This window comes from Massilia sp. BSC265 (assembly GCF_000740675.1).
In the GTDB taxonomy this organism is placed as follows: Bacteria; Pseudomonadota; Gammaproteobacteria; order Burkholderiales; family Burkholderiaceae_D; genus Telluria.
Map to the genome: position 1 here is coordinate 101,598 of NZ_JPXI01000031.1, position 23,693 is coordinate 125,290.

Annotated in this window: 20 protein-coding genes; 7 read left to right on the forward strand and 13 right to left on the reverse strand. The window is 65.5% G+C overall.

Features of this window, described 5'->3' with window-relative positions:
• Positions 1 to 33: 33 nt before the first annotated feature.
• Complete coding sequence (locus tag MA09_RS11190) at positions 34 to 519, forward strand: Lrp/AsnC ligand binding domain-containing protein (RefSeq protein WP_036248250.1); 486 nt, start codon at positions 34 to 36, stop codon at positions 517 to 519.
• A gap of 45 nt (positions 520 to 564) precedes the next feature.
• On the opposite strand, the gene MA09_RS11195 is transcribed toward MA09_RS11190, so the two are convergent.
• From MA09_RS11195 to MA09_RS11210, 4 genes are all read right to left on the reverse strand, one after another.
• A complete protein-coding gene (locus MA09_RS11195) occupies positions 565 to 1,515 on the reverse strand; it encodes a PD40 domain-containing protein (RefSeq protein WP_036248252.1) in 951 nt (316 codons plus the stop codon).
• A 168-nt stretch (positions 1,516 to 1,683) separates the two neighbouring features.
• A complete protein-coding gene (locus MA09_RS11200; protein ID WP_036248255.1) occupies positions 1,684 to 2,715 on the reverse strand; it encodes a MerR family transcriptional regulator in 1,032 nt (343 codons plus the stop codon).
• A gap of 119 nt (positions 2,716 to 2,834) precedes the next feature.
• Positions 2,835 to 3,191 carry a peptidoglycan-binding protein gene (locus MA09_RS11205; protein WP_051933373.1) on the reverse strand — a complete coding sequence of 119 codons (357 nt, stop codon included), beginning with the start codon at positions 3,189 to 3,191 and terminating at the stop codon, positions 2,835 to 2,837.
• Between the two features lie 190 nt (positions 3,192 to 3,381).
• Positions 3,382 to 4,143 carry a transglycosylase SLT domain-containing protein gene (locus tag MA09_RS11210; protein ID WP_036248258.1) on the reverse strand — a complete coding sequence of 254 codons (762 nt, stop codon included), beginning with the start codon at positions 4,141 to 4,143 and terminating at the stop codon, positions 3,382 to 3,384.
• Positions 4,144 to 4,500: 357 nt separating this feature from the next.
• On the opposite strand from MA09_RS11210, the gene argJ reads away from it, so the two are divergent.
• Genes argJ through MA09_RS11225 form a run of 3 tightly spaced genes read left to right on the forward strand, consistent with a single transcriptional unit; the run spans position 4,501 to position 7,066 of the window.
• Positions 4,501 to 5,739 carry a bifunctional glutamate N-acetyltransferase/amino-acid acetyltransferase ArgJ gene (gene argJ, locus MA09_RS11215; protein WP_036248261.1) on the forward strand — a complete coding sequence of 413 codons (1,239 nt, stop codon included), beginning with the start codon at positions 4,501 to 4,503 and terminating at the stop codon, positions 5,737 to 5,739.
• 12 nt (positions 5,740 to 5,751) lie between these two features.
• Complete coding sequence (locus MA09_RS11220; protein ID WP_036248264.1) at positions 5,752 to 6,657, forward strand: ATP-binding protein; 906 nt, start codon at positions 5,752 to 5,754, stop codon at positions 6,655 to 6,657.
• Positions 6,650 to 7,066 (forward strand): NUDIX domain-containing protein, encoded by a 417-nt coding sequence (locus tag MA09_RS11225; RefSeq protein ID WP_036248267.1) that lies wholly within the window; start codon positions 6,650 to 6,652, stop codon positions 7,064 to 7,066. The genes MA09_RS11220 and MA09_RS11225 overlap by 8 nt, the downstream gene beginning before the upstream one ends.
• Positions 7,067 to 7,082: 16 nt before the next feature.
• On the opposite strand, the gene yacG is transcribed toward MA09_RS11225, so the two are convergent.
• From yacG to MA09_RS11245, 4 genes are all read right to left on the reverse strand, one after another.
• A complete protein-coding gene (gene yacG / locus MA09_RS11230; protein ID WP_036248269.1) occupies positions 7,083 to 7,265 on the reverse strand; it encodes a DNA gyrase inhibitor YacG in 183 nt (60 codons plus the stop codon).
• 14 nt (positions 7,266 to 7,279) lie between these two features.
• Positions 7,280 to 8,035, reverse strand: a complete 756-nt coding sequence (zapD, locus tag MA09_RS11235; protein ID WP_036248271.1) for a cell division protein ZapD — start codon at positions 8,033 to 8,035, stop codon at positions 7,280 to 7,282.
• Between the two features lie 104 nt (positions 8,036 to 8,139).
• Complete coding sequence (gene coaE / locus MA09_RS11240) at positions 8,140 to 8,757, reverse strand: dephospho-CoA kinase (RefSeq protein WP_036248275.1); 618 nt, start codon at positions 8,755 to 8,757, stop codon at positions 8,140 to 8,142.
• A 1-nt stretch (position 8,758) separates the two neighbouring features.
• Positions 8,759 to 9,631 (reverse strand): A24 family peptidase, encoded by an 873-nt coding sequence (locus MA09_RS11245; RefSeq protein ID WP_036248278.1) that lies wholly within the window; start codon positions 9,629 to 9,631, stop codon positions 8,759 to 8,761.
• Positions 9,632 to 9,844: 213 nt separating this feature from the next.
• On the opposite strand from MA09_RS11245, the gene MA09_RS11250 reads away from it, so the two are divergent.
• The gene (locus tag MA09_RS11250; protein WP_036248280.1) at positions 9,845 to 11,215 is read left to right on the forward strand and encodes an MBL fold metallo-hydrolase; all 1,371 of its coding nucleotides are present in this window, start codon (positions 9,845 to 9,847) and stop codon (positions 11,213 to 11,215) included.
• 157 nt (positions 11,216 to 11,372) lie between these two features.
• Here MA09_RS11250 and MA09_RS11255 read toward each other — a convergent pair whose 3' ends face one another.
• Positions 11,373 to 12,740 carry an enolase C-terminal domain-like protein gene (locus MA09_RS11255; protein ID WP_036248283.1) on the reverse strand — a complete coding sequence of 456 codons (1,368 nt, stop codon included), beginning with the start codon at positions 12,738 to 12,740 and terminating at the stop codon, positions 11,373 to 11,375.
• 105 nt (positions 12,741 to 12,845) lie between these two features.
• Here MA09_RS11255 and MA09_RS11260 point away from each other — a divergent pair, with 105 nt between their 5' ends.
• Positions 12,846 to 14,096: an SGNH/GDSL hydrolase family protein gene (locus MA09_RS11260; protein WP_036248286.1), complete on the forward strand. Its 1,251-nt coding sequence runs from the start codon at positions 12,846 to 12,848 to the stop codon at positions 14,094 to 14,096.
• Positions 14,097 to 14,206: 110 nt separating this feature from the next.
• Here the strand turns inward: MA09_RS11260 and MA09_RS11265 are convergent, their stop codons facing one another.
• The gene (locus MA09_RS11265) at positions 14,207 to 16,429 is read right to left on the reverse strand and encodes an alpha-glucuronidase family glycosyl hydrolase (RefSeq protein ID WP_051933374.1); all 2,223 of its coding nucleotides are present in this window, start codon (positions 16,427 to 16,429) and stop codon (positions 14,207 to 14,209) included.
• A gap of 258 nt (positions 16,430 to 16,687) precedes the next feature.
• Here MA09_RS11265 and MA09_RS11270 point away from each other — a divergent pair, with 258 nt between their 5' ends.
• Positions 16,688 to 19,639, forward strand: a complete 2,952-nt coding sequence (locus MA09_RS11270; RefSeq protein WP_051933375.1) for a TonB-dependent receptor — start codon at positions 16,688 to 16,690, stop codon at positions 19,637 to 19,639.
• Positions 19,640 to 19,772: 133 nt separating this feature from the next.
• Here the strand turns inward: MA09_RS11270 and MA09_RS11275 are convergent, their stop codons facing one another.
• The 3 genes from MA09_RS11275 to MA09_RS11285 form a co-directional block, all read right to left on the reverse strand.
• A complete protein-coding gene (locus MA09_RS11275) occupies positions 19,773 to 20,894 on the reverse strand; it encodes an SMP-30/gluconolactonase/LRE family protein (RefSeq protein ID WP_036248290.1) in 1,122 nt (373 codons plus the stop codon).
• Between the two features lie 273 nt (positions 20,895 to 21,167).
• Positions 21,168 to 22,496, reverse strand: a complete 1,329-nt coding sequence (locus MA09_RS11280; RefSeq protein WP_036248576.1) for a GntP family permease — start codon at positions 22,494 to 22,496, stop codon at positions 21,168 to 21,170.
• A gap of 143 nt (positions 22,497 to 22,639) precedes the next feature.
• A complete protein-coding gene (locus MA09_RS11285) occupies positions 22,640 to 23,659 on the reverse strand; it encodes a glycoside hydrolase family 43 protein (protein ID WP_036248292.1) in 1,020 nt (339 codons plus the stop codon).
• Positions 23,660 to 23,693 lie beyond the last annotated feature (34 nt).

Here is a 23,693-nt window from a genome sequence, read left to right on the forward strand (position 1 = left end):
TCCTGTTGTCACACACGTTTTCAGTGAAAATTCATGCGCGTCCAGAAGAACTCCCACCGCGTCCTCGACAAGATCGATCTCCACATCTTATCGATTCTCCAGGACGACGCGCGCATCGTCATGAAAGACCTGGCCGAGCAGGTCGGGCTGTCGCTGACGCCCTGCATCGAACGGGTCAAGCGCATGGAGCGCGATGGCGTGATCAGCGGCTACCACGCGCGCGTGAATCCGCAGGCCATGGGCCTGCAGATCCTGGTGTTCGTCGAAATTACCCTGCACCAGAAATCGGAGAAAGCGTTTGACCGCTTCCGCCGCGCGATGCTCGGCATTCCCGAAGTGATGGAGTGTCACCTGGTGTCGGGCGACTTCGACTACCTGATCAAGGCCCGTATTCCCGAAATGTCGGAATACCGCCGCCTGCTGGGAGAAATCCTGCATGTGGCCGATGCCGGCCAGTCGAAAAGCTATGTGGTGATGGAAGAGCTGAAGGAAACGCTGGCGCTGTCGATCCCGCGCTGAGCGGGCCGGCGCCGCTGCGCCGGCTTGCTCATGCAGGACGCAGGCTCAGGGAAAGGCCGGCAGGTCGATGCTGTAGATATTGCGAAGGCCGTTGTGCGCCACGCCCAGCAGTTCGCCGTCGACATCGGCCGCGCTGCGCAGGGTGCCTTGCCGGGGCCATGTGACGCCGGCATCGCGGCGGGTGCTTGAAAACAGCAGGGTCTTGCCGTCCGCGCCGATCGAGCCAGTGAATTCCATTTGCGGCGAGTTCACCGGACCGTCGAGCCGGCGAGGCGCACTCCACGCCTGGCCGTCGCGGCCGACGTGGAACAGGTCGATGTTGCGATTTGCATCCGCCATGGCGAGAATGCCGAAGCTCTGGTCAGGGGCGATCGCGAACGACATGCCCGTGAACGGCATCGGCTCGGGAGCAGCATAGGCGCCATTCACCAGCTTCGCACGCAGGATCGGGCCACCGCCCGCGCGGCCAAAATACAGGGTGCCGTCGGCCGCCAGCGAGGGATAGGTCTCGTTCAGGCCACTGTTGATGTGGTCGGGCAGGCGGGTCGGTTCACCCCAGCTGCCATCCGCCTGTCGCATGACCTGCCAGAGGTCGAGGTCCGCCTTCGGTTGGGCGCCACCCTCGGTCCGGTTCGAAATGAACACATAACGGGCGCCATCCGGGCTGAGCGCGCCATCGCCATCGTTCCATCGCCCCGAGAACGGCAGCACCGTCGGCATCTCCCACTTGCCATTGACCAGGCGCGCCTGCATCAGGGTCATGCGTGAAAATCCGACATCGGTACGGGTGAACAGTAGCGTGCGGCCGTCCGCGGTGAGCGCGGGCGCGAAATCATGGAAGGGGCCGGAAACCGTCCCTTCGCCGACGAGGCGCGGCTTGGCGGCGAGCGGCAGGGATGGGGCATCGGCGGCCAGGGCAGGCGGCGGGCAGGCAACTGCGAGGAGGGAGATGGGCGCAAGCGCGCGCGAGATCTTGTGGAGGAATGGCTGTGTCATGGATGAACTGCGGTGCAGAAGAGGTCCTGGTCATGTGGAGGGAACAGGCAATGTAGCATCCGCGCATCGGCGAGTTTTCGTAAATTTGTATCCCTGCCGTGGGGTTCGCTCCGGAGCCGCCCAGGACCCGGCGGGCCGGAATGCCGCAGCACCGGCCCGCAATTCATGTCATGCCTTGCGTGGCTGCATCGCCATGCCTGCCATTGCCTTGCGCAGGAAGGCAAGGACCTCATCGCCGATGCCGGTGCCGAGGTGCAGCAGCGGCTCGGAGCTGGCGGCAAGCCGGAACTGGCTGACCACCTCGGGGTCGTCGCCCACCATGTCGGTGAACATCATGAACCAGCGTCGCGCAAGTTCCTGGGCCTTGAGCGACTGCGCCTCCGGATCGGCTTCCCTGCATGCGTGGACCTGGGTCGCCAGTACGATCCACTCGTCCGAATGCGATGCTTCGTGGCGGCGCATGCGCTCGATCGCAGCAAGCGGCAGGTAGCGCGCATAGATGGCGAAGCGGACCTCGGCGATCGCGGTGCGCATGTAGTCCAGCACGGCGGGCGTCAGGCCGAATTCCTTTTGCGCCTCCGGGTCCTGCCCGGTCATCACCGTCAGGCGCAGGATGAAGGCCGGGTTGCCGCCGCTGTCGCGCTCCAGGCAGGCCAGCCAGCGTTCGGCAAAGCTTCCGGCCTCGCTGGACGTTGGCGGAACGCCGCGCTCGATCAGCGATTGCGCATGGCGCACCAGCTCCTGCCATTCGGCCTGGGCCGCGCGGTTCTGGTACAGCGGCAGCCGCGCCAGTTCTTCCTTCGAAAAGTGTTTCTCGTACATGGTCATCTGCTCCAGGGTGGTTAGCCAGATGGACAGGTCGGTCTCCTCGCCGGCGGCCAGCTTTGAACGCAGGCGCAGCAGTTGCTCGCGCATGTGCGCCGCTTCGGCAATCTGCCGTTCGAGGCCGGAGAGCTGGCGTTCGACGATGGCCAGCGGCGAGGCATCCGGACTGTCCAGGTAAGCCCCGATGTCGGCCAGCGCCATGCCGAACGCGCGCAGGGCCTGGATCTGCTGCAGGCGCGCCACGTCGTCGCGGTCATAGAGCCGGTAACCGGCATCGGAACGCGCAGAAGGCGAGAGCAGCTTGATACTGTCGTAATGGTGCAGCGTGCGGACCGTCAGGCCGGCGCGCGCCGCGAGTTCTCCCACTTTCAACATCGAGCTTCTCCCTGTTCTTCATGCGTAGCGCTACTCTGGAGCCTCACGCGGCGTGAGGGTCAAGCGCATTGTTGGACATGCGTGCCCCGCATGATACGGGCACGCACGTCCCGGGAGAACTACCAGGCCATCTTGTTCCAGGTGTCGTCACCGACGATGCCGTCGGCGCTCAATCCCTTCGAGGTCTGGAAGTTGCGCACCGCGGTCGCCGTAGCCGGGCCGAAGGCGCCGTCCACCGCGATGCCCGCGCCGCTCTCGTTGAGCTGGCTCTGCACGGCGCGCACCTTTGCGCCCGAGTCGCCCTGCTGGGTGAGGATGGCCAGCGCCGGCCAGGTGGCGTTGCCGACGATGCCGTCCGCGCCCAGGGCGTGCGAGGCCTGGAAGTTCTTCACCGCGTTCTGGGTCGCGGTATCGAAGCTGCCGTTCACGGTGAGGGTATAGCCCCATTGCTGCAGCAGGTACTGGATGGTGCGCACACGCTCGCCCGTGTTCCCGTACTGGACCAGCTGGGGTGCACGGTCACGTGGCTGACCGAGGCGGTGCGGCTTGAGTAATTGCAGCTGGCGGCCGGGTTCCAGATGGCAGGGGGGTAGTCGGTCGAGGCAAGCGCCGGCGGGGCCGACGCGACGAAACACAGGCCCGCGAGTAGGCCGCGCATCATGATGTTCATAGATTGTCTCCGTATGTGCTTCGTTTTCTATTTATTCCGGTGTCGACGAAATCCGGCGCCGAAATCTTCGGATCGGGCGTGCCGGTTTCCACGGTGATGCGGCGTGCGGACAGCTTGCGCAGCCGCTCCTTGCCGTAGACTTTCTCCATCTCGACGTGCTTCTGGTCGATCTCGAACTTGTCACTGCGGCGGCCCTGGCGGATGGCGGTCAGCACTTCGTAGCTGTAGATTCTTGCGATTTCCGGCTGCGGGATGCCGCTGTAGCGCGCCACCGCGGCTTCCCAGTCCTCGAGCGGGAAACCCTTGTTCTTGCGGGCGCCGTAGTGGGCGAGCAGGGCGGCGGCGGCGCGGATGTTGGTGCGCGTGTCAGACACCGCCTGTTCCGGCGTGACGCGGATCAGGGCCGCGCCTTCCCGCAGCGAATGGCCGAAGTGATTGTCGTCGCGCAGGCCCATGATGCCGTAGCTGATCGGCATGCCGTCATGCGATTCCACCTCGACCTCGGGTTCGCCGTTCTTCTTGAGCTTGCCCTTGGGGACGTGCGGGTGCCAGCGGGTTTCGGCATAGGCGATCGACTGCAGCAGTTCGACCGGCACGTTGAACTCGTTCGAGGCTTCCCGGAAGTACTGCTTGTACTGCTTGGCCGATACGGTCAGCTCGGCCGGTTTGCCATCGGCGAATGCGAGCGGCGCTGCCGCCGTCCCAACCAGTGCTGCACATAGCGCGACGAGCAGCCGCGCCTTGACGCTTTGCTTCATTGTTGTCTCCAGTGTTGTTTGAATGGGCTCCGGCACGAGGCCGGAAAGGGGCGCGGAAGAGCGGAAAAACAGGCCGTTTCCGGGCCTGTTGAGTATATGCATGCTCCGGATGGTGAAACGATAAGACTTTGATTTAAAAAAATATTTCGCTAGAAATGAATCGTGCTCAAGGTGTCACTAAAAGTCGGTACATACACGCGGATTAAGGGGGTGTAAGCGAGGCTTATCGGTTTATGCGGATCGCATAAGCCGGGGCGTGGAACCGCAGCCGAAACGGGAGCCGAAGCGGCCTGCCCGCCGTGGGCGCCGCTGGCAGTACAATATCGGATTACCTATCTTTTCTTTTAAGAGAATGCCATGGCCGTCAATTCCCCCCTGCCAGTCGCAGCCGACCTGAAACCCGTGAACGGCATTGAAATCGGCTTTGCCGAAGCCGGCATCAAGAAGCCCAACCGCAAGGACCTGCTCGTCATGAAACTGGCCGAGGGCGCGACCGTGGCCGGTGTCTTCACCAAGAACCGCTTTTGCGCCGCGCCGGTCCAGGTGAGCAAGGCCAACCTGGCAGCGGTTGCGAATGGCGGCAAGCCGATCCGCGCGCTGGTGGTCAACACCGGCAATGCCAACGCCGCCACCGGCGAGCAGGGCCTGGCCAACGCACAGGCCACCTGCGCCGAAGTGGCGAAGCTGCTCGGCCTGGACGCACAGCAGGTGCTGCCGTTCTCCACCGGCGTGATCCTCGAGCAGCTGCCGATCGAGAAGATCGTCGCCGGCCTCCCTGGCGCCGTGTCGAACCTGAAGGCGGACAACTGGTTCAACGCCGCCGAGGCGATCATGACCACCGATACCCAGCCGAAGGCGGCCTCGCGTACCGTCACCATCGGCGGCCACCTTGTTACCATGACCGGCATCAGCAAGGGCGCCGGCATGATCAAGCCGAACATGGCGACCATGCTGGGCTACCTGGCGATCGATGCCCGCGTGGCGCAGCCGGTGCTGGACGAACTCGTGAAGCACGCGGCCGACCACTCGTTCAACAGCATCACGATCGACGGCGACACCTCGACCAACGACTCCTTCATCATTGTTGCCACCGGTGCGGGCAGCCTGAACATCGATGCCGCTTCCGGTGCCGACTACGAAGCGCTGAAGGAAGCGGTCACCGACATCTCGCGCAACCTGGCGCAGCAGATCATCCGCGACGGCGAAGGCGCGACCAAATTCATGACCATCACGGTGGAGCAGGGCACCAGCGTGGAAGAGTGCCGCAAGATCGCCTACTCGATCGCCCACTCGCCGCTGGTCAAGACCGCCTTCTTCGCCTCGGACCCGAACCTGGGCCGCATCCTGGCCGCCATCGGCTATGCCGGCGTGGACGACCTGGATACCACCAAGCTCGACCTCTACCTGGACGACGTGTGGGTGGCCAGGAGTGGCGGGCGCAACCCGGACTACAAGGAAGAAGACGGCCAGCGCGTGATGAAGCAGGCCGAGATCACCGTGCGCGTCACCTTGGGACGAGGCGAGGCCGTGGCGACCGTCTGGACCTGTGACCTGTCGCACGACTACGTCTCGATCAACGCCGACTATCGTTCCTGACGGCGTGTCACGATGACGCCTCTGGAACAGTTCCTGCACCGCGCCGAAGCCCTGCTGGCGCGGGTCGAGGCGGTGCTGCCGCCGGCGGTGCCGCGCGAGCCGGACTGGAAACGCAGCTTTGCCTTCCGCTGGCGCAAGCGCGTCAACGGGGGCGGCAAGTACCTCGCGCCCGTACTGCATGCCTCGACCATCCGGTTGGAGGACCTGCAGCACGTCGACGCGCAAAAGCGCCAGATCGAACAGAACACGAAGCAGTTCGTGCAGCGCCGCCCGGCCAACAACGTGCTGCTGACCGGCGCGCGCGGCACCGGCAAGTCCTCGCTCATCAAGGCCTGCCTGAACGGCTTCGCCGACCAGGGCCTGCGCCTGATCGAGGTGGACAAGGCCGACCTGGCGGATTTGCCCGACATCGTCGATGTGGTGGCCGGAAGACCGGAGCGCTTCGTGATCTTCTGCGACGACCTGTCCTTCGAGGAAGGCGAGGCCGGCTACAAGGCCTTGAAGGTGGCCCTGGATGGCAGCATCGCAGCAGCTTCGGACAATGTGCTGATCTACGCGACCTCGAACCGGCGCCACCTGATGCCGGAGAAGATGTCGGACAATGCCGGTTACACGCATGGCGACGACGGCGACCTGCATCCGGGTGAGACGGTGGAAGAGAAGATCTCGCTGTCGGAGCGCTTCGGCCTGTGGCTCTCCTTTTATCCGTTCAAGCAGGACGACTACCTGGGTATCGTGGCGCACTGGCTGGCCAGCTTCGGCTGCACGCCGCAGCAGATCGATGCGGCGCGTGCCGAAGCCCTGCAGTGGGCCTTGCAGCGCGGCTCGCGCTCGGGCCGGGTGGCATGGCAGTTTGCGAAGGACTACGCCGGCAAATTACCTGACAGTGAAGCGGCGGACAAAGAAACCAATGAATGATATGAAGGCAAAACCGGTCGACGTCGCGGTCGGCATCCTGATGCGTTCCAACGGCGACGTCCTGCTGGGCCAGCGCCCGGAGGGCAAGCCCTACGCCGGCTACTGGGAATTCCCCGGCGGGAAAGTCGAGCCGGGCGAGGACATCTTCCACGCGCTGCAGCGCGAGTTCGTCGAAGAGCTGGGCGTGCGGGTGCTCGCCGGCGAAGCCTGGTGCTGCGTCGAGCACGTGTACGAGCATGCACACGTGCGCCTGTACTTCTACATCTGCCGCGAGTGGGAGGGCGAGCCGCAAAGCCTGGAGGGGCAGGCCTTTGCGTGGCAGGGCGGGTACAGCGTCAGTCCGCTGCTGCCGGCGACGATACCGCTGCTGGAGTGGCTCGATAAATTGCGTTTCGCTGAGAAGCGGTAAGCGCCCAAGCAGGCCCTTAGTTGTCCGTCGGCTTGTCGTCCTGCGGATCGTTGGTGGAGGCGCCGGGAATCGTGTACTTCTCTTCGGCCCAGGCGCCCAGGTCGATCTGCTTGCAGCGCTCCGAGCAGAACGGGCGGTACTTGTTCTCCGGGGTCCATTCGACCTTCTTGCCGCAGGTCGGGCAGGCTACAACAGTCATTTCAATAATACCGATCAGAAGTTACACAGGGTCAGGTTGAAGGGCACGTCTTCTTCCAGCGCCTTCGGCTTGCAGTCGCCGTCCTGGGTGGTGAAGCGTACCCACAGCATATACTTGTTGGCCGAGATTTCGGGGATGGCGCCGAGCGACTCGTCGATCGACAGGCGCAGCATCTGATAGACCTTCCCCTGCAGCATCTGCTGGTAGCTGCCGCCCGTGGCGATCATCTTGACCGGGCCGCCGGAATCGCGCAACAGGCGCAGCACCAGTGCGAGGGCCTCGAACAACGGGGCCAATGGGGCGAACCAGCCCATGACATCGGCCTGCCGCTGCTGCGCCGGACGGTGCTGCCAGGCGTAATACGAGGGCAGGTCGAATTCGCAGGCGCCGCCCGGGATGATGGTGCGGCCGCGGATGCTCATCAGCCACTCGTTGTCGCGCACGTTCTGGCCGGTCTTGCCCTGGCTTGCTCCCAGTGCGCCGCTGACGGCGTCCAGCTCGGCCAGCACGGCGTCGAGCATCTCGGTGGCGACATTGGGATTGCTGCGGTAGGACAGCAAGCTCTGCTTCTGACGCTCGAGTTCCTGCAGCAGGTCGGACTTCAGGTCGGCGCGTCCGGCCACTTCCAGCATGTCGAAGATCGTGGCGAGGGCCACGTGATGCTGCATCGGGTGCTCTTGTTGCACAAAGAACTTGAACTTCTCGTACAAATCTTCCAGCCGCAACAACGTGCGAATCCGCTCGTTGAAAGGATATTCGTAGACGATCAAAATGACATTCCTCTGAATGTAGGCTGGCGAGCAACCCCGTGATTCTGAACCATGCTGCGTAAAATTACAAATCCCGCATTGACGAAGCGCACTAACCCAGCCATTTATTTGCTCAGGGATAAATACATAGCGTGCAAACGCTCCACTTGAGGGCGCAGCATGTCCAGTCCGTCGTCGTTGAGAATGATATCGTCGGCCGCCGCGCGGCGCTGTTCGCGTGTGACCTGGGCGGCCATGATGGCGCGCACCTGGGATTCGCTGATCCCGCTGCGGGCCATCACGCGGGCCACCTGCAGTTCTTCCGGGCAGTCGATTGCCAGCACCCGGGTGACGCGTTCACGCCAGGTGCCCGATTCGATCAGGAGGGGCACGACGAAGATGACGTAGTCGCCGGTAGCGATGCTTGCTGCGGCCGCGGTGGCGTCGCGGATGCGCGGGTGCAGGATGGCCTCCAGCCGGGCGCGCGCCGTGTCGTCGCTGAAGACCAGGGCGCGCATCTTGGCCCGGTCGAGCGCGCCCTCGGGGGTGGCGAACGCAATCCCGAACTCGGCGAGCAGCGCCGGCATCGCCGCGCCGTGCGGGGCAGTGAGCGCATGGGCGATCAGGTCGGTATCGATGACCGAGGCGCCAAGGGCCGCGAACATGTCGGCCACGGTGGTCTTGCCGCAGCCGATGCCGCCGGTCAGGCCGACCGAGAACGAGGGCTTGTGCGGGGCGTCCATCTCAGCCGGTCACGACGGACTGCAACTGGGCGCTGATGCCGCTGCCGTAGAGCAGGGCGATCAGGCCGGCCGCCGCCAGGTAGGGGCCGAAGGGAATCGGCTTGTCGCGGCCGCGCTTGGCGAACACGATCAGGCTGATGCCGACGATTGCTCCAACCACCGAGGACAGCAGGATGATGGTCGGCAGCATCTGCCAGCCGAGCCAGGCGCCGAGGGCTGCGAGCAGCTTGAAGTCGCCGTAGCCCATGCCTTCCTTGCCGGTGACCAGCTTGAACAGCCAGTACACCGACCACAGCGCCAGGTAGCCGGCGGCGGCGCCGATCACCGCATCCTGCAGCGGTACGAAGGTGCCGTTGAGGTTGACCAGCAGGCCCGCCCACAGCAGCGGATAGGTCAGGTCGTCCGGCAGCAGCTGGGTGTCGACGTCGATGAAGGTCATCGCGACCAGCAGGAACAGGAACAGCAGCGTCGCCAGGCCGGCCAGGCCGCTGCCGAAGGTCCACACCAGCACGCCCGCCAGGATGCCGGTCAGCAGCTCGACCGCCGGGTAGCGCGGCGAGATCGGGGCCTTGCACTTGCGGCACTTGCCGCGCAGGGCCAGCCAGCTGACGACCGGGATGTTTTCCATTGCCGTGATCCCGTGGCCGCAGTGCGGGCAGCTTGATCTCGGCACCATCAGGTTGTAGCGGTCGGTGTGCGGTGCTTCCTTGCCGCTTTCCTGCGCCACGTAGTTGTCGGATTCGCGCTGCATCATCCTTGGAATCCGGTGGATGACCACGTTCAGGAAGCTGCCGACGAGCAGCCCGAACAGGGCGGCCACGAGGGTGGCGCTGAGTGTGGCCGGTGGGGCGAACAGCAGGGATTCCATGGGCATGGCGGCAAGGTCCGATCAGAAAGCAGGGGGGACGGCAGAAAAAGATTCTTTACATCAATCTATTGTAGAGGTTTCCCGCGATTTGGCGAAGCATCTGCATGTTGCCGGGATGTTTGCACGGCTTGCGGCCCCGGCGCACGATTGTGAGGGATCATGCCCGGGCGGTGGCGCGCGGCTACGCTGGCCTTGATAGAGCCATTCCCAGGTGCCGCAATGCCACGCGCAACACTTACTTTCCTGAACCACGCCTGTTTCATGGTCCGCACCGACGGTGCCCTGTTGGTGTCCGACCCATGGCTGGAGGGCGCGGTGCTCGACGGCGCCTGGAGCCTGGTCGACGGCGCTACCTCCCATGCGGCCCTGCTGGACATCCTGAATGCTGCCGGCGTGCCTGTGTATATATGGTGCTCGCGTGCCCAGCCGGACCGTTTCTCCCTGCCTTTCCTGCGGCGTTTCCAGTCCGAATTCCGCGGCATCGCGACCTTCCTTTACCGTCCCGGGCGCGACATGCGCATCGGGGAGGAATTGCGACGCCAGCGCCTGCCGGTGGCCGAGTGCCCGGACGGCGTCACCGTGACGCTGGCCGGCGACCTGCACCTGACCGCGCTCGCCAACGGCGACGGCGACTCCTCCTGCCTGCTCAGCTGCGGTGGGCGCACCATCCTCAACCTGGGCGACCGCGCACTGGCTACCGAGGCCGCCTGCCACGCCGCCGCGCCGCGCATCGGCCGGGCCGCTTCGCGCATCGACCTGCTGCTCACCGGCTTCGGCAGCATGGGCTGGTGCGGCAATCCGGAACAGTTCGCGGTGCGTGAGCTGGCCGCCAAGGCGGCGGTGGAGCGCCTGGCGCTGCAGGTCGAGCGTTTCCGGCCCCGGCTGGTGGTGCCGATCGCTTCGTTCGCGCGCTTTGCGCGGGCCGACAATGTGTGGCTCAACGGCGGCAGGCTGGCGCCGGCCGAGCTGCTCGAATTGTCGCGGCTGGAGGAGGTGCGGAATGTGATCCGCTTCCTGACGCCGGGGACCACCATCGACCTGCAGCGCGACACCCCTGGCACGCTGGCCTCCGTGCACGAGCGGGCACTGGAGCACTGGTCCGAGTGCTGGCGCAAGCGCCCGCCGCCGCTGCCGCGCCCGCCGCAGGCTTCACTGGGGGAATTGAAAGCGGCGTTTGCGCGCTATCGCGAGCGCGTCACGGCCGGGATGCACGTGCTGCCCCGCCTGCTGGAGACGGTGGGGCCGTTGCGGCCCTTGCTGGTGCACCTGCCCGACCTGCGCCAGACCGTCGAGCTGTCCTACCGGCATGGCTTCCACCTGAAACCGAGGGAGACGGCCGCGCACGTGGCGATGTTTTCGGGAACGGCGCTGCAACTGCTGCGCGCGGAGGACGGTTTCGACACCGTTTATGCCGGCGGCTGCTTCTGGACGCTGCGGCGCAGCGGGCTGTCGACCTTCGGGCGCTTCTTCCTGCCGCAGCGCATGGCGCGGCGCGGCGCCGACCGGCACCGGCCGCTCAGGATGGGCGGCTACCTGTGGCGGGCGCTGCTGGGCAAGATGGCACGGCAGTTGCAGGCGGCGCTGCGCTGAGCGCCGCCATGCTGGCTCGTCGGGCTCGTAGGGTGTTCGGCTGTGCCGAACGCGCGTTCAAGGTAGCGATGCGTTGTGGCAGAGCATGGGGGAATTGAACGCGCGGCCGGGAAACCCGGCCACCCTACATGATTGACCGCATCGGTAACAAAGCGCTTCAGCGCGCGTAGCTCGGGCGCTTCGGATCGTAGGTCCAGTCCGGGAACAGGTAGCGCATCGCCATGGCGTCGTCGCGCGCGCCCGCCGCCACCCGCTTGTACAGGGCATGTGCCTGTTCGATGCGCGCCATGTCCGGTTCGATGCCCAGGCCTGGGCGCTCCGGCACCGCCACCTGGCCGCCGACGATCTGCAAGGGCTCGACCGTGAGCCGCTCTTGGCCTTCCTGCCAGATCCAGTGGGTGTCGATGGCGGTGATGTTGCCCGGCGCGGCCGCGGCGCAGTGCGTGAACATGGCCAGCGACACGTCGAAGTGGTTGTTCGAGTGCGAGCCCCAGGTCAGGCCCCAGTCGTGGCACAGCTGGGCCAGGCGCACCGAACCCTGCATGGTCCAGAAGTGCGGATCGGCCAGCGGGATGTCGACCGCGCCCAGCAGGTGCGAATGGCCCATCTGGCGCCAGTCGGTGGCGATCATGTTGGTGGCGGTCGGGATGCCGGTGGCGCGCTTGAATTCGGCCATGATCTCGCGTCCCGAATAGCCGCCTTCCGGCCCGCACGGGTCTTCGGCATAGGCCAGCACATGCCCCTGGCCGCGGCAGGCGGCGATCGCCTCGCCCAGCGACCAGGCGCCGTTCGGATCCAGCGTCGCGCGTGCGTCCGGGAAGCGGCGCTTGATGGCCGCCACCGCCGCGATCTCTTCTTCCGGACGCATCACGCCGCCCTTGAGCTTGAAGTCGCGGAAGCCGTACCTGTCGACGCTGGCCTCGGCCAGCCTGGCGATGCTCTCCGGCGTGAGCGCTTCCTCGGTGCGCAGGCCGTACCAGTCGTCCGCCCCGTTGCCGGCCAGGTAGGGCAGGTCGGTGCGCCTGCGGTCGCCGATGTAGAACAGGTAGGCCAGCATCGGCACATGGCTGCGCTGCTGGCCGTTGCCCAGCAGTTCGCAGACCGGCACGCCCAGGTGCTGGCCGAGCAGGTCGAGCAGGGCGGCTTCGACCGCGGTGATCACGTTCTCCAGGCGCAGGTTGATCTCGTGCGGCTGTTTCAGCACGGCCGCTTCCGCGTTTGAAGTGACCTGGTGGTTGGGGCCCGCGATGGCGCCGCGCAGCGTCTTCAAGGTCTGGTTGTAGCGGGCGATCGGGGTGCCGGTGACCAGCGGCACGAGGCGCTCCAGCGCCCGCAGGATGCCGCTCGACCCGGGCACTTCACCCATGCCGGTGTTGCCGGCACTGTCCTTCAGCAGCACCAGGATGCGGGTGAAATAGGGCGCGTGGGCGCCGCACAGGTTGAGCAGCATGCTGTCCATGCCGGCCACCGGAATCACCCGCATCTCGGTGACGGTCGGGCTGGCGTGTCGCTGGATCGGATTCATGGGGTCTCCTTGCAAGCAAGGATTGAATTTACTTGTACCATTGCTCGTAACATTATTAATAACCTAAAATGGTTGCGCTAACATAACCAGTGTGAAGGAATTGCGATGTCGCGTCAATCGATTCTGGCAGCCGCGCTGGCTGCCGCGCTGCTGGGCGGATGTGCCGCTCACGGCGGTCCGTCCAAGCCTGGCAGACAATGGGTCGCGTCCTGGGGAACGGCACAGATGGTGCCCGGTGCCGAGCACGAGCTGGCGCCCTCCCAATGGCGCGACGCCACCCTGCGCCAGGTGGTGCGGGTGTCGCTGGGCGGCGAGCGCCTGCGCGTCAGGTTGAGCAATGTCTTCGGCACCGAGCCGCTGGTGCTGGAGGGCGCCAGCGTGGCGCGGTCCAGCGGTCCGGGCCGCTCGTCGATCGACCCGGCCAGCAGCCGGCCCCTGCGTTTCGGCGGCGCCGCGTCGGTCACGATCCCGGCCGGCGCCGAGTACCTGAGCGACCCGGTCGACCTGCCCCACGCGGCCGGGAGCGACCTGGCGGTCTCGATCCACTACCCGGACGCCCCAAGCCGCCAGACCAGCCATCCGGGCGCCCGCGCCACCAGTTTCATCGCGCCGGGACAGCACCTGGCGGCTGCCGAGCTGCCGCGGGCGTCCGGCTTTACGCGCTGGTACCAGCTGGCCGGCATCGAGGTCGAGGCCGCGCCCGGCGTGCATACTGTGGTGGCGATCGGCGATTCGATCACCGACGGCTACGGCGTCGCGCCCGACACCAACCTGCGCTGGACAGATAGCCTGGCGGCCAGGCTGCGCCAGGCCGGCATGACGGGGGTAGGGGTGGTCAATGCGGGGATCGGCGGCGGCCGCCTGCTGCGCGACGGCCTCGGCCCCAACCTGGCGTCGCGCTTCGAGCGCGACGTGCTGGACCGGCCCGGCGTGCGCCATGCGATCGTACTGATCGGGGTGAACGACCTTGGTAACCTGCACCGCAGCGCCGGCGACAGCGCGGCCGCACGCGCGCAGATGCTGGACGACATGAAAGAGGCGTTGCGCCAGTCGGTGGCGCGCGCCCATGCCCGCGGCGTGTGCGTGATCGGCGCCACCATCACTCCTTACGCCGGCAGCGAGTACTACCACCCGAAGGCGCCCAACGAGCAGGACCGCCAGGCCTACAACGACTGGATCCGCCGCTCCGGCGTGTTCGACGGGGTGATCGACTTCGATGCGGCGCTGCGCGATCCGGCGCGGCCGGACCACCTTCTCAAGGCATATGACAACGATGGGCTGCATCCGAACATGGACGGTTACCGGGCCATGGCGGAGGCGGTGCCGCTGGAGTTGCTCAAGGACTGCCGCCGTTGATCGGGTAGGGTGGTAGGCTTTGCCGACCGCGCGTTCAACTCACGGACGCATGTTGGTGACGCATCCGATAGTCGAACGCGCGTACGGCGAAGCCGTACACCCTACAACAACTAGCCGTTACCCGGCGCATATGGGAAGCGCTGCGCGCGGTAGTACTCGAGCGACTGCGCCGGCGCCTTTGCACCGGCCGGCAGCGCCCGTCCCGAGACGTGCATGAAATACGCCAGGCAGGCGTCGCGCCACCATTGTGCCTCGACGCGCTGCTGCGCCAGGCGCTGGGCCGTGTCGTTCCAGCGCTGGGCGTCCACCACCTGGCGCAGGCCGCCCCAAAGTTCCTGCATGCGTCCCACTTCCGCCACGCCGCGGTCGTAGCGCGCCACCAGCTCTTCCCACAGCGTGCGGCCGGACGGCATGCGGTAGTCCCAGGGCAGGTGGTGGAACCACAGCAGCAGTTCGGGCGGCGTGGTGGCGGGGTTGGAGAAGCGGCGCGCCACTTCCGGCGCGTACTGGGCCACGGCATTGCTGCCGCGCGCCGTGCGGTCGAAGCCGATGCCGTCGCGACCGGCGCGGTGGTAGTAAACCGGATTCCAGTCCGGGCGCTCCAGGTCGTCCACCCAGGGGCCCGGGCCGTGGTGGTGGCCGGTGTCCATCAGGTGGTGCAGGCCGAGCGGCGTCATGTAATCGACCACCGCCTCGCGCGAAGCCATCATCATGGCGACGACCGGATCAGCTACCCTCGGGTTGGGCGAGAAGGTCTGGGCCGCCCATTCGCGCGCGACGGCGCCGGCGTCCAGCATCGGGTCCCAGGCCATGCGCCCGAACACGTACCAATTGGCCTGGTCGAAGACCGAGCCGCTCCAGCTGCGGCTGCTGCCGATGTTGGCCACGCCGGCGATGCCGCCAACGCGTCCCTTCTGTGCGCCCTGCAGCACCTGGGTCACGGTGAGGGATCGGTTGCTGGTGGGGGGACCTGCGCGGGTATCGGCGCGCAGGGTTTCCTGGAACATCGGGCCGAGGTAGGCCAGGTGGGTGGCGAAGCCCAGGTACTCCTTGGTGATCTGGAATTCCATCATCATACGGGTGTCCGGCATGGCGCCGAACAGCGGGTGAAAAGGCTCGCGCGGCTGGAAGTCGATGGCGCCGTTCTTCACCTGCACCAGCACATTGGCGTCGAACTTGCCGTCCAGCGGCTGGAACTGCTCGTAGGCGTGGGCGGCGCGGTCGTGCTTCGGATCGTCTCCCAGGCCCTTGCGCTTGCGTGCCTCCGGCGGCTCGTAGACAAAGGCGCGCCACATCACGGTGCCGCCATGCGGCGCCAGTGCGCGTGCCAGCATGTTGGCGCCATCCACGTGGTTGCGGCCGTAGTCCTGCGGACCGGGCTGGCCTTCGGAGTTCGCTTTCACCAGGAAGCCGCCGAAGTCCGGGATAGTACGGTAGATCTCCTCCGTCTTGCGCCGCCACCAGCTTGCTACCGCAGGGTCGAGCGGGTCGGCGCTGGCCGTCTCTTTCAGGTCCAGCGGTGTCGACCAGCGCACCGAGAGGAATACCCGGATGCCGTAGGGGCGCAGGACATTGGCGATGGCAGCGGCCTTGGCGATGAAGGCCGGACCGAGCACCTCGGCCTTGGCATTGACGTTGTTCAGCACCGTGCCGTTGATGCCGAGCGAAGCGTTGGCGCGCGCATAGTCGAGGTAGCGCGGATCGACGATGGCAGGCAATTCCCACCAGTTCCAGATCGATTGTCCCGCGTAACCACGTTCCACGCTGCGGTCCAGGTTGTCCCAGTGGTTCAGCACGCGCAGCGGCAGGGCAGGGTTCGAGGCCAGCGGACTGCGCACCAGGGAGGCGGCGCTGCCGTCCTGCAGGGCGCGCAGCCAGGCGAAGCTGCCGTACAGCAGGCCGATGTCGGACTTCGCCGTGATCAGGGTGAAGTCCTGGCCGTTCAAGCGGGTACGGGCGAGCAGGTAGCCCTCGGGGCCGACGCGCTCCACGGACCTGCCCAGCTCAGCTGGCAGTCCGGCGGGAAGCTTGTCGGTACGCGCCAGCACCACGCTGCCGGCACGGATGGCAGTGGCAGATGGCGGGACCCTTCCCAGCATGCTCCCGAGGGCCCGCTGCAGTTCGGCGCGCGCGGCAAGCACGGTCGGGGTCTCGGGACCCAAGGTGACGATTGCGGCGGCCGGCACTGCGGCTGCCTGGGCGGGGGGCAGGGGGCGGTAGCGCAGCCAGAGCTGGTAGCCGTCTTCGTCGGCGCGGGCAGTGGTTGCGAACATGGCACCCAGCAGCAAGGCTGCCAGGGCGCGAACCAGCACGAATGCAAGGGATCGCTGCAAGATTGTCTCCTTCGTTTTATGGCCGGCCGGACATGCGCCGACAGTGTGCGATGCCGGGATGTTAGCGCAAACTTTATCAAATGCGAAACGATTTCTGCTGTATGCGGCCGCTTTTCATGCGGCTTCGCGCCGAGCAAATATATTAGTTGACAAGTATAAAAGTTGAAGTTTAGACTAAAATGATTGCGATAACATTCGTGTTGTCGGAGTGTTGGAAGCGATACCGCAAAGTGACATAAAAATACACAGGAGATCAGCATGCACCAGCAGCGAGGCAGTACGTTCCTGCGCCCCGGACATTCCGGCGGCCGCATTCTTCAACTGACGGTCCTCGCCGGGCTGGTCTCGGCAGCGTACGCGCAGGAGGCGACGCCACCGGTCGGACAGGGTTCGATCCAGACCGTGCAGGTGACCGGCTACCGTGGCAGCCTGGAAACCTCGGCCCGTGACAAGCGCGAAGCCACCGGCTTCCAGGATTCGATCTTCGCAGAAGACCTCGGCAAATTCCCCGACACGAACATCGCCGAATCGCTGAACCGCATCCCGGGCGTGCAGGTGTCGCGCGAGATCACGGGTGAGGGCGTCAACATCCAGATCCGCGGCCTCGGCACCAGCTTCACCAAGGTCCTGCTGAACGGCGCCCCGATCGCCGTGGCCTCCACCGGCAGCACCGACAGCCAGAACACCAACCGCGAGGTCGACCTTGACCTGCTGCCGACCGACCTGTTCACCAAGCTCACCGTCAGCAAGAGCCCGTCGGCCTCGCTGCTCGAAGGCGGCGCCGCCGGGGTGGTCGATATGCGCAGCGCGCGCCCCTTCGACCGCAAGGGCAGCTATGTCTCCGCCAACCTGGGCGGCACCCGCAACCAGGTCGCCGGCAAGTGGGGCAACCGCGGCTCGGTCCTGGCCAGCAAGACCTTCGACAATACCTGGGGCATCCTGGGCGGCGTCGCCTGGAACAAGTCGAAGGTGCATGCCACCGGCTACGAGACCATCGGCCTGACCAACCCGAACCTGACCGCGGCCCAGAGCAGCAGCCCGACCCGCAACAATACCGGCGGCGGCAACTGGACCATCCCGGCCACCGTCCCGAGCAATGCCGGCAACGGCCTGACCCCGGGCGCCGCCATTGACCAGGCCTTCCTGTTGCAGCGCAATCCGGGCCTGAGCATCCAGCAGATCGACAATGCCCTGATCCCGCGCCTGGGCCGCCAGATGGCGCAGTACGGCGACAAGGACAAGGTCACCGCGATCCTGTCGGGGGAGTTCCGTCCGAGCGCCGGCCTGCACTTCTACATCGATACGATGTACAGCGAGAAGGACAACGACCTGCAGCGCATCGACACCAACTGGATCGGGCGCAACGGCGCCATCATCCCGCTGAACATGAAGGTCGACCGCACCGACTGCGCCAGCGGCTGCGTGGTCGAAAGCGGCACCTTCGCGAATGCCCAGTTCTTCGCCGAATACCGCCCCTACATGGAGAAGGTGCGCCTGAAGGGCATCAACCCGGGCATGGAGTGGGACATCGGCGAGCGCCTCAAGCTCAACGCCCAGCTGAACTATACGAAGTCGGAATTCTCGCGCGAGTCGCCGACCGTACTGCCGGTCACGGCGGTCAACGCCGGTAATACGGTGACCTTCACCAACGGCCCGGTGCCGAGCATCGCCAGCTCGATGGACATCAGCAACCCGGCCAACTACCGGCTCGACACCGCCAACGGCGCACGCGTCAACCTGCAGCAGGAACTGCGCGAGACCAGCACCAGGGGCTTGCGCACCGACCTCACCTGGGGCGACCGCGAGTTCAGCCTGAAGGGCGGCTTCGCCTACGACGACATCCTGCGCCGCATCACCGCGCGCGATAACTCGACCGCGTGGCAGAACCTGATCTGCGGCGGCGTGGCCGGGTGCCAGGGCGCAGGCACGATCGGCTCGCGCGTCGGCGAGTACCTGCGCCGCGGTCCGAACGGCCTGATCGAAGTCGACTGGCAGCGCTTCGCTGGCGACACCAACTACCAGCAGTTGCTGGACCAGGCGCCGATCACCGGCGCGGCCAATACCGGCGCCGCCACCGGCTTCATCCAGGAGAAGACCAAGGGCGTGTTCCTGCAGACCGACGGCATCGCCCAGCTGGCCGGCTTCCAGCTGCGCTACAACGCCGGCGTGCGCTACGTGCGCACCGAGCAGAGCGTCGGCGCCTACAACTCGGTGGCCGATCCGCGCAATGCCAGCTTGCCGGCCGGCGCCACCCCGTTCCCGAACATGAACCAGTGGGTCTACGTCGACAAGGAATACAGCAACACGCTGCCGTCTGCCAGCGCCGCGCTCGACCTGGCGAAGAACGTGGTGCTGCGTGCCTCGGCCTCGCGTTCGATGACCCGCGCCAACCCGGAAGCCCTGCGCCCGGGCGTCAACTTCTCGAACCCGTCGGCCGACATCGGCAGCCTGGGGGCGCCGAACCTCGCCCCGTACATCTCGGATAACCTGGACTTCGGCGTCGAGTGGTACACCGGCCGCGAAGGCTATGTGTCGGCGACGGTGTTCCAGAAAAAGCTGAACGGCTTCACGGTGAACCAGAACAACACCTTGCCCTTCGGCGCCCTGGCGCAGTACGGCGTCACCTACGACAGCCTGACCCCGACCCAGCAGCAGGCGCTCGATGCCCGCGGCGGCCCCGGTAGCGCCAACGTGGTCATGACCTCGCAGCGCAACGCCGGCGGCGAACTGAAGATCAAGGGCCTGGAGCTGGGCTGGGTCCAGCCGCTCGACAAGCTGCTGCCGTGGCGCGGCTTCGGCTTCTCCGAAACCCTGACCCTGATCGACCAGAAGGCGACCGGCGAGGGCACCCAGGGCTTCGTCGCGCTGGGCGTGCCGAAGAAGAGCAACAACTTCCAGGTCTATTACGAGAACCGGGGCTTCATGGCGCGCCTGTCGCACACCTACTCGCAAGGCAGCCAGGTCTCGGGCCTGAACCAGAACGGCATCGCGGCGGCCGCCCTGTACAGCGACGACTTCAAGCAGCTGGACTTCTCGTCCCAGCTCGACCTGGAGAAGGTGCTGGACCGCGACGGCCTGCCGACCGTGACCTTCGACGTGGTGAACGCGACCGATACCGTGCGCCGCACCTACTTCCAGTTCTCGAACGCGACCTTCACCAGCTACAAGCCGGGCCGTACCTTCTCGGTGGGCCTGCGCATGAAGTTCTGATGTGCGCGGCCTCCATCACCCGATGGAGGCCGCAACACCGCCGGCAGCCAATGCAACCCGATCAGCAAGCGATCAGGCAAGGCTGCCGGGCCGCATGGCAGTCTTTGCTTGCGCAACGAGGCGACCTCGTTAGCTAAGGCTTCAAGCCGGCTTCGAAACGCCGGCGTGGCAACCAGTCCAGACGCTTGCCATCGACGTTATGGATGTACAAACGATCGGCTGTTTCGGTAGCGCCGGTGGTGGTCGGTGACTGGCCTGTTGGGTCCTGCAGATCAGCCACCACTGTGCCATCCTCGGTGAACGCAAGGACATGTCCGAATGGTTTAGGCATCGACCACATGAAGCGTGGGATTCGAAGAATCATCCGGCGCAGGAAGGGACGGTCAGCCATCTGGTCCAGTACATTACGCTGTCCGGCCAGACCCAGCCAAATCCGCCCATTCAAGCCACGTGAAAGATTGTCCGGATAGGCCGGAAGATTATCCAGCAGCACACGTGCCGACTCGGACGGCTTGGACAGGTCGAGCCGATCGGCAGACGCCGCGATCTGCCATATCCGATACCGACCACTCTCGCTCACCAGCAACTGCGTCTCGTCACCGCTGAGTACAATGCCGTTCGGGAGGCTCAAGCTGTCCGCGACAACGCGGACGTGCTTTGTCCGCGGATCGTATTCCATCACCCGGCCACTTGCCGACTGCTCGAAAACCTCAAGCATTGCGGCGTCGTTTGTCGAGCCCCAATGCGCGGCGGGAAAGCGCCTGGACGAATCGGTGATATAAATTTTGCCACTCGTGCCCACGGTGACTGAATTCGGAAACGAGATTTCTGCATCGGCGCCGGCGCGGAGCAACATAGTCTGCTTGCCGTCGGGTGCAATGGACAATAATCCTTTGAAGGCATCTGCGACGATCAGGTTTCCTTGCGCGTCCACGGCCAGCCCTAATGGCCTGCCTCCGGTGTTCACGAAGGTTTCCGGAGTGCCGCCAAGCGCTGCAAACCGCAGGATGTTGCCACCAAGGAGGCCCATGTAGAGCTTGCCGTCAGGTGCCAACGTCACACTCTCCGGGCCGACCCCACCGTCCAGATCAATAGTCGCCGGGTTTGCCAATTTGCTGTTCTCGGCATAGGCGCCAGTCAAGCCATCGGATTTAGGTGCCTGCCAGGCCACTGGCTGAATTGGCACCGGCCAAAAGGCAAGATAAGCTGTAAGCGCGAGCACAAGAACCATAGGTATCCAAAAGACCTTTTTCATGAATTGTCATGTTGCGTTTGGGTTGCCCGGTCGTGCTGCCGGTTCGAAGTGATGTGTTCGGCTACTGTCGCATTGCGTGCCACCCTGCGCAGAACACGAGCGATACCACATACGCGGCCGTCAGTGCTGGCACACCCCGCGGAGAGAAACGCTGCCGCTCGCCCGAGCATAGCTGGTTGCCCAGGCCGAAAAATCACCTAATGTCACGACAGGCGGCACTCGACCATGATGAGCGCGTTGACTGGAGCCCAGACCTCGGGCGGCGCCAGGAAGTCAGATGAACACCGACAGAATCATCACGAACAGCAGGCCGAACAGCCCGACCAGGGTCTCCATCAGGGTCCAGGACCTGAAGGTGTCCTTGAGCGACAGGCCCATGTACTCCTTGAACATCCAGAAGCCGGAGTCGTTGACGTGGCTGCACATCAGGCTTCCCGCGCCGACCGCCAGCACCATCAGGCCGGCGTCGGTCCCGGTGGACGCCACCAGCGGCGCGACGATGCCCGCCGCCGTCAGCCCTGCCACGGTGGCCGATCCCAGGCAGATGCGCAGGATCAGCGCAATCAGCCAGCCCAGGACCAGGGGGGGAACGGGCAGCGTCGACAGGCTGCGTCCCAGCTCGGCGCTCACGCCGCTCTCGACCAGCACCTGCTTGAGCGCGCCGGCGCCGGCAATGACCAGCAGGATGGGCGCGACGTCGCGCAGCGCCTCGCCGGCGCCGCCCATCACCGACGACAGCTTGTGGCCGCGGCCTAGGCCCAGGGTCAGCACTGCCAGCGCATAGGCCACCAGCATGATGATCAGCGGATTGGCGAAAAAGTTGACGATGGTGTTGAGGTCCTGGTTCGCGCTCGGGTACAGCAGCAAGACGGTGAAGCCGCCCAGGAGCCAGACCGGCAGCAGCGCGGTGATGAAGCTGTTGAAGGCGCCCGGCAGCTCGCTCTCGGGCTTGAGCTCCGGCTTGAACAGGGCGCCGGGCCGGCTCTTGATGTTCCTGAGCGTGCGGGCGAACAGCGGCCCGGCGATGACCAGGGTCGGGATCGCCACCACCATGCCCAGCAGCAGGGTGCGGCCGATATCGGCGCCGAACTGCCCGGCCAGGGCGGTGGGCGACGGGTGCGGCGGCAGGAAGCCGTGCGCGACCGACAGGCCGCACACCAGCGGGATGGCCAGCGCGACGGCCGGACGGCCGGTCTGGTATACCAGCGAGAACACCAGCGGGATCAACAGCACGAAACCGACGTTGTAGTACAGCGGGATGCCGGCCACGAAACCGGTGATCATCAAGGCGATCGCCATGCGCCGTTCGCCGAACACGCCGATCAGGTAGCCGGCGATGCGTTGCGCGGCCCCGCTTTCGGCGATCAGCTTGCCGAACACGGCGCCGATGCAGATGATGATGGTCAGTGAGCCCAGCAGGTCCCCGATGCCTTTCTCGATGGCCTTCGGGATTGTCGCGATCGGCATCCCGAGCAGGAAGGCTGCCAGCAGCGAAGTGAGGACGAAAGCGATCAGGGGCTGCACCTTGCCCCAGGCGATGATGACGGTCAGGAAGACGACCGAAACGAAAACGGCCAGCATGGCCCATGCGACCGGGGACATGCCGAACAACGCCGACAATGGACTGGCAAGACTCATATTCACCCCTGAAAAGCGATCCCGGAAACGACGCACTGCCGGCAAGACCGCGGCACCGGCCTGCGCCGGTACGACGGTCTGGCGGTTTGAGGGAGAAACGAAGCCGGCTAGCGTTCGCCGTAGGGCGAGATCGTGAGGATATTCCCCTGGTCGTCGTAGTGCAGCTCGGTGACCTTCACGCTGCGCAGGTGGGTCACGCCCTCCGACAGGCTGCTGTCGTGGTAGAACAGGTAGCTGCGGCCCTCGAATTCGCAGATCGAGTGGTGCGTGGTCCAGCCGATCACCGGGGTCATGATTTTCCCGCGGTAGGTAAAGGGACCGTAGGGACTGTCGCCCACCGCATAGCAGAGCAGGTGGGTATCGCCCGTCGAATACGAGAAATAGTATTTGCCGTCGTGCCGGTGCAGCCAGGGCGCCTCGAAGTAACGGCGCTCGTGGTCGCCGGCGAGCAGGGGCTTGCCGTCTTCGTCGAGGATGACGACCGCGCGCGGCGCTTCGGCGAACTGCGTCATGTCGGTGCTCAAGCGTGCGACGCGCGGCGCCAGTGCTTCCTGGTCCGGGGCCGGCTCTTCGTTCCCTGCGTCATACACGTTGTCGCGGTACTTCTGCAGCTGCCCGCCCCAGATGCCGCCGAAAACCATGTAGAAGGCGCCGTCGCTGTCCTCGAACACGGCGGGGTCGATCGAATAGCTGCCTTCGATCGGCTTCGGTTCGGGCACGAAGGGGCCGGCGGGGTGCTCGCCGACCGCCACGCCGATCTGGAAGATGCCGTCCGGGCGCTTGGCCGGGAAATACAGGTAGTACTTGCCGTCCTTGCAGGCGGCATCCGGCGCCCACATCTGGCGCTCCGCCCAGGGTACATCCTTGACGTGGAGGGCGACACCATGGTCGACGGCCTCGGCGCCGGGATGGTCGAGCGAGAGGACGTGGTAGTCCTCCATCGCGAAATGGTCGCCGTTGTCGTTGAAAGGAATGCCGGCTTCGATGTCATGCGAGGGATAGATGTAGATCCTGCCGTCGAAGACATGGGCCGACGGGTCGGCGGTATAGATGTGCGTGACGAGCGGAGCGGAGATGGCGCGCGCCTTCAGTTCCCGTACGCGCTCTGTGTCGATGATTTCGGACATATATGTTGGACCTGGCTTGTCGTTGAAGGATGGA